At 42.2% G+C, this 5,314-nt stretch carries 9 protein-coding genes; all 9 read right to left on the bottom strand.

What is annotated here, in order from left to right; genetic code table 11:
* Window positions 1-326: 326 nt before the first annotated feature.
* Complete coding sequence (locus tag NE665_RS23215) at window positions 327-656, bottom strand: hypothetical protein (RefSeq protein WP_216881100.1); 330 nt, start codon at window positions 654-656, stop codon at window positions 327-329.
* Window positions 649-1,194 (bottom strand): hypothetical protein, encoded by a 546-nt coding sequence (locus NE665_RS23210; protein ID WP_216881117.1) that lies wholly within the window; start codon window positions 1,192-1,194, stop codon window positions 649-651. The genes NE665_RS23215 and NE665_RS23210 overlap by 8 nt, the downstream gene beginning before the upstream one ends.
* Window positions 1,195-1,460: 266 nt before the next feature.
* The gene (locus tag NE665_RS23205; RefSeq protein ID WP_216881120.1) at window positions 1,461-1,973 is read right to left on the bottom strand and encodes a hypothetical protein; all 513 of its coding nucleotides are present in this window, start codon (window positions 1,971-1,973) and stop codon (window positions 1,461-1,463) included.
* Window positions 1,970-2,266, bottom strand: a complete 297-nt coding sequence (locus NE665_RS23200) for a hypothetical protein (protein WP_216881123.1) — start codon at window positions 2,264-2,266, stop codon at window positions 1,970-1,972. Before NE665_RS23200 ends, NE665_RS23205 begins: the two co-directional genes overlap by 4 nt.
* A gap of 272 nt (window positions 2,267-2,538) precedes the next feature.
* Window positions 2,539-2,697 (bottom strand): hypothetical protein, encoded by a 159-nt coding sequence (locus NE665_RS23195; RefSeq protein ID WP_216881126.1) that lies wholly within the window; start codon window positions 2,695-2,697, stop codon window positions 2,539-2,541.
* 71 nt (window positions 2,698-2,768) lie between these two features.
* The gene (locus NE665_RS23190; RefSeq protein ID WP_216881129.1) at window positions 2,769-3,041 is read right to left on the bottom strand and encodes a single-stranded DNA-binding protein; all 273 of its coding nucleotides are present in this window, start codon (window positions 3,039-3,041) and stop codon (window positions 2,769-2,771) included.
* Entirely contained in the window at window positions 3,038-3,973 is a 936-nt protein-coding gene (locus NE665_RS23185) for a hypothetical protein (protein WP_216881132.1), read from the bottom strand. Before NE665_RS23185 ends, NE665_RS23190 begins: the two co-directional genes overlap by 4 nt.
* A 261-nt stretch (window positions 3,974-4,234) precedes the next feature.
* Window positions 4,235-4,678 (bottom strand): hypothetical protein, encoded by a 444-nt coding sequence (locus NE665_RS23180; RefSeq protein ID WP_216881136.1) that lies wholly within the window; start codon window positions 4,676-4,678, stop codon window positions 4,235-4,237.
* Between the two features lie 277 nt (window positions 4,679-4,955).
* Window positions 4,956-5,314, bottom strand: a 359-nt coding sequence (locus tag NE665_RS23175; protein ID WP_256302658.1) for a hypothetical protein, incomplete at its 5' end; no start/stop codon positions are given.

Below are 5,314 nucleotides of genomic sequence, written 5' to 3'. Positions count from 1 at the left end.
AAATTATACATTCGTAAGGCGTTTTCCGCAACCCTTTCAAAAGCACTCCTTCCTTTTTGATAACTACCTTACACTTTCTTCACACCGCACAAGGTGGAACAGTCAAGGAGCCATAGGCAGGGTGGAGTTCTTCCGTAAGGAAGATACGACCCGCTCCTTGATTGAGGAACCATGTGCGGTATTCCATACCTACATGGCAACTTGCCATGTAGTCGTGCAACAGAAAGAGTGATCTAAACATATCAGGGAAGCTGCTGATAACATCGTCATCGGCAGCTTTCGATCAACAAGGATACTGATATCCGGTTTCTGTGAGTATGACAGTTCTACTCTATTTGCTCTTTCGGTCGTGTTGATTTTGGTAGTTTACATTTCTCTGCCTCCACATACTCTTGTAGATCATTTTCACAAGGCAGATATAGCTTTCCATTTTCCATACAGCGGAACAGATCACATTCCTTGTCCGGTGACGCAGCATAGAAACCCTCAGGAGAATAAGGATACTTGCTCTCATAGCCATTGCCTGACTTACAAAAGCCGAGTTCTTCATCTCTTCGTTGCCTTCGTGAAATAACAAAGAGATCATCTTCTTCTCTGGTGAACTGCCTTGCCGGAATAAAATGATGGCCGCCGTATTCAAAAATCTCCTTATTCATCGTCACATCTCCAAGATTTGTTATGGTACTGTTTTTGATCACTGAATATCAGTTCGATGTTCAATAGCTCATCATACAATGCAAAGCAATAGTCGACTGTGTATCCGAGATATGCAAATTCAACGAGCATGCTTGCGTTGTTTCTCCTACAGATATCTGCATAATGATCATCTAACTCATAGAATGTGTGGCCGGCTGCACTCTGCTTCTGTATCCTTGTGATACCGTACTGTACTTTATCGCAAAGGACTGTATATAGATCTCCGGGTTCACCGTTCAGAAACTCACGTAATGCCAAGGTCTGTAATCTCTTAGTCTGCATATTCGTCGTCTTACCTCGCTGGATGAGATCTTGTATGAAATAATAGATATCTTCGGCATCGTTCAAAGGAACTGCCGAGCAGATGTAGGATTCTTCACCTATTGAGAAGTGAGACTTTTGTTGAAGCTCTTCATCATTCAGGATCAATCCTTCCGCAAGATATCTTGTATCTTGACCAAGATGCTGATGATACGTCAGGTAATATAATTTTTTCATGTTCCATCTCCTGTGGGGTTGCCACTTACCTTACACTTTCTTCACACCGCACGAGGTGGAGTAGTCAAGGAGCCGAAGGCAGGGTGGAGATCTTCCGTCAGGAAGATACGACCCGCTCCTTGACTGAGGAACCATGTGCGGTATTCCATAGCTACATGGCAACTTGCCATGTAGTTGGCCGGCTCCTGAGCCGGCAGAGCTATCCAGCATCTTTTTCCTTGATCAGTTGCTCGGTAGTATATGAAATATCCTAGAGGAGAGCTCCTCTAGGATATCATGTCTTTGACCCTGGTCATGATTTCTTGAAAGACTTGACTGTCTCTTTTCAGATGTCCTTTTACATCTATGACCCTCGCGGTATTTATCCATTTGGAATCGTTTATGAATAAGACAGAACGTTTCTTCATCCTACCGACCTTTTCCAGGCGCATCAGATGCTGTTTTCCGTTTGGGGTGTCTTTACTATAGGCTTGTGCATAAGCCAGCTCATTGCCGCTCATTGGCACGACATACGCTTTATTTTTACATAGGCTCAGGATGAGACCGAAATGTTGGAAGCCTATCTCTTCGATGAATGCATTTCCGAAATCGATATAACAGATATCTCCTACACGGATATTGACACCTTTTTCCGTACAACTATGGTCATTGTGATGATCGTGATGGTTGAGCATGGATATATAGAGTGCTCGGAGATTATCACAGCTTTCGAGTTCTTTCTGCTGTAGAGTCAGTATATCGTTCATCAACTTGTTTCTATCTTCATTTATGGATATCATATCTCATCTCTCACTTTCTTTATGATGAAATCCTTGAATTCTTTTTCTGTTCCTACGAACAGCATCCATGACTCCGTATCATGGAAACGGTAACGGATATCATTTGTCCCTATGATCAGGACATAATCGACGACGCTATCTCCCTCAGGTGATAGTAAGAAGCCTGAGCCCTCTGTGGATTCGACCCAGTTCCAACCTTGTGAAAGGGTCTCGACATTCTTGATGTGGGATACCGTGCTGTTTCTGATTATAATGTTGTTGCTTCCGATGATCGTGTTCACTATAGTTTTCATATTTTTCTCCTTGCGGGGTCACCGCTTACGATCGTAAGGATATGTACCTTACACTTTCTTCATACCGCTGGAGGTGGAGCAGTCAGGGAGCCGCAAGGCAGGGTGGAGATTTTCCGTCAGGAAAATACGACCCGGTCCTTGACTGAGGAGTCGGATGCGGTATTCCATAGCTACATGGCAACTTGCCATGTAGAGGCGCAGCCGATCTGAAGCTATCTCATTGCATGGAGTTTTTTACGACTTTCTCCCTTAGTCGTGATACGTCACCATACTTATGTTTTATCTTTCAGACGCTCAGCATTCATCCATCGTATCATTTCGACATACATAGAACGTAAGTTTTCGTACATTTCGATTTCTTGTTTATAGTGCTTGATCCGTGATAATAAATAGATGATATACAGTGATTGTATCAGAATGAGTAATTTCATATTTTTGCATCCTCTCTTTCGACTATCTGGCACATGAGGAAACTACCTGGCAAGTTGCCAGGTAGTGCAGGCTAATACCTCGTGATGTGCTCTGCTATGAATTCATAGGACAGATGTACCTCACCGGATGCATCCTCACTCTCATGGGAGACGATCTGTCCTTTTGCCATCACACGATCACCGACCTCCAGAGGACGGTTATCGAATACGTGCTCATATGACATCGATATTTCATAGGACGCACCGTCACTGGAAGAGATATGCATATTGAGAAAGCTTCGCTGGGTTGCCGATATCCTTGTTCTGATATCCTTTATCCTTCCACTTATCATAAACAGTTTCATTTCGTGATCCCTCCTAAGTTTTCAATATTCCCACAGATATCGATAACGATATCTTTCGATGTATTTCTCAAATCTCTAAGCTTGGATATTTGCTTTTCAAATATGCTAAGGTCATCGACATGATATAAGATAGGGACTCTAAGGCGAAGCTCATGAAGCTCTAATAGATCACGATGACCTACCTTGATGATCTGATAATAATCTATTTTCAAAATATTTTTTATATAGTCATAGTTTTCAAAATGATTAGTAAGATCTAAGAAAAGATATAGATCCATCAAATTCATATGTTCACGGTAAGACCTTATATCATCGGAAGACATGGACCGTAGTATATAGTCGATGATCGATCTTTCATAATCTTCTGTCCGATAACCATTGCAGGAAAAATACATGATCTTCAATTTCCGTGCATCTTTCTCGTTTTCTTTAGAAAATCTCATACTACGTTCGATACATTCATATAGTTCATCATCCGTAATATTTCTGGTCCATGCATGTCCGATCGTGCGTTCCTGCATTCTTATCAAATCAAAAAATACCTGTGTATCAGATGTGTCGATTCCCAAGACTACGATGATATCCTCCGGAAATTCCTTGGCCACTTCCTGTACGGTCATTTCCATCCCTTCGATGATCAGGGTGATATCCGGATTGTTATAACGAAAAGATTTGATATAGCTTTTTATAAACTCTGAAAAAGCTGTGGAATATATATCCTCCACCTCGGTCTTATTACCCTTTGCATATATATCCCGTATCCCGCATGCATAAAACGCATGTCTTACTTCATCCATTGCTAAAATACTAAAAGCACCATATGACAACAATTTTTTAGCAATCGTACTCTTACCAGTCCTTGGCTGTCCTAAAATGAATATGTTTTTCATTTTTTTGTCATGTATCCCGTTCGATACGACACGCTCATTCATGTTTACCTCCCGTAAATGTATTTTTATCTATTATCTTCTTTTAAGGATATGTACCTTACACTTTCTCCACACCGCTGGAGGTGGAACAGTCAAGGAGCCACAGGCAGGGTGGAGATTTTCCGTCAGGAAAATACGACCCGGTCCTTGACTGAGGAAACGTAAGTGGTATTCCATAGCTACCTGGCAACTTGCCAGGTAGGGGCGCACATATATATGAAGATGAAAGATCGGGAAAGGATGTCCTTTCCCGTTTCCATCCGATCAGTCGATATCCTGTACGGATAATCCACCATATGCATTCTTCTCAGCTTCTGTCTGGATAGGTGCTTCCTTCTGTAAAGCTTCATATTCTTCTAACAATGCTTTGACCTTAGGGTCTCTTTCATACTTCTTCAGCTTCTCTAGATTCTGTATTTCTTTGACTTTGACCTCTACTTTCCTCAGGATGATATCCGCGCTTGACTCTGCCTTCTTCTTTCTCAGATAGCCTTCGATATCCATCTTCATGAGATAGGTGCCGATTTCAAATGGGAGCGATATCGCTTCAAAATTTGTGAGCTGCCGAGAGATGAAGACAGTAATGAAACCGTGCTCCTTACTGTCGATGACCAAAAGGTCAAACTCACGCAAGACTCGTTCGGATGCTACATAAGCATCTTTACCATTCAAAACTACTGATTGTGATTCTACTTCATAATAATACATAATTTCCTCCTGTGCGGTTCTGCCGCTATCAACTGTAAGTGTAGCTACCTTACACTTTCTTCACACCGCTGGAGGTGGAGCAGTCAAGGAGCCGTAGGCAGGGTGGAGATTTTCCGTTAGGAAAATACGACCCGGTCATTGACTGATGGAGCCGGAAGCGGTATTCCATATCTACCTGGCAAATTGCCAGGTAGGACGATACCTTCTATATCTTTCATTGTATGCAATGCTTCGCGTTCATGAAACAGTGAGGAAAGAGCCTCACTGTTTCATCATATCAAGCTTGGAATCTTTTCTTATCTACATTCACGAAGAGTGCTTGTAGCTTTGAAGCATCACCCAATCTTTTGTGGATACCGTATAATGCATTGCCGAACGCTTCTAATACATCGTTCATGTATTCCAGAAATCCCGTCATGTCTGTCCCCACCTTATCGAGAAATTCTTTTGATATCCCAAGGGATGGGAGCCAGACCTCTCCTCTTTCTTCCAATGCGATCGAGATGAGCGGATATATCTTATTTTCATAGTCTATCAATGCGCTTTTGAATGCATCCTCATATCGTGGCATCAGCTCCTTTATCCCTGTTACGGCAAGACAGACCGTCTCTTTCAATCGCTTTTGATGCGCATCCT

It is taken from the genome of Clostridium sp. DFI.1.208 (assembly GCF_024463855.1).
Taxonomy (GTDB): domain Bacteria; phylum Bacillota_I; class Bacilli_A; order Erysipelotrichales; family Erysipelotrichaceae; genus Clostridium_AQ.
This window is presented reverse-complemented; position numbering and strand designations above follow the sequence as displayed.

What these genes read in the sequence shown, in the direction of transcription:
- NE665_RS23205 (WP_216881120.1), bottom strand. Translation starts at nt 1,973, where the DNA reads ATGATATCCATAAATGAAGATAGAAACAAGTTGATGAACGATATACTG.
- NE665_RS23210 (WP_216881117.1), bottom strand. Translation starts at nt 1,194, where the DNA reads ATGAAAAAATTATATTACCTGACGTATCATCAGCATCTTGGTCAAGAT.
- NE665_RS23185 (WP_216881132.1), bottom strand. Translation starts at nt 3,973, where the DNA reads ATGAATGAGCGTGTCGTATCGAACGGGATACATGACAAAAAAATGAAA.
- NE665_RS23195 (WP_216881126.1), bottom strand. Translation starts at nt 2,697, where the DNA reads ATGAAATTACTCATTCTGATACAATCACTGTATATCATCTATTTATTA.
- NE665_RS23190 (WP_216881129.1), bottom strand. Translation starts at nt 3,041, where the DNA reads ATGAAACTGTTTATGATAAGTGGAAGGATAAAGGATATCAGAACAAGG.
- NE665_RS23180 (WP_216881136.1), bottom strand. Translation starts at nt 4,678, where the DNA reads ATGTATTATTATGAAGTAGAATCACAATCAGTAGTTTTGAATGGTAAA.
- NE665_RS23200 (WP_216881123.1), bottom strand. Translation starts at nt 2,266, where the DNA reads ATGAAAACTATAGTGAACACGATCATCGGAAGCAACAACATTATAATC.
- NE665_RS23215 (WP_216881100.1), bottom strand. Translation starts at nt 656, where the DNA reads ATGAATAAGGAGATTTTTGAATACGGCGGCCATCATTTTATTCCGGCA.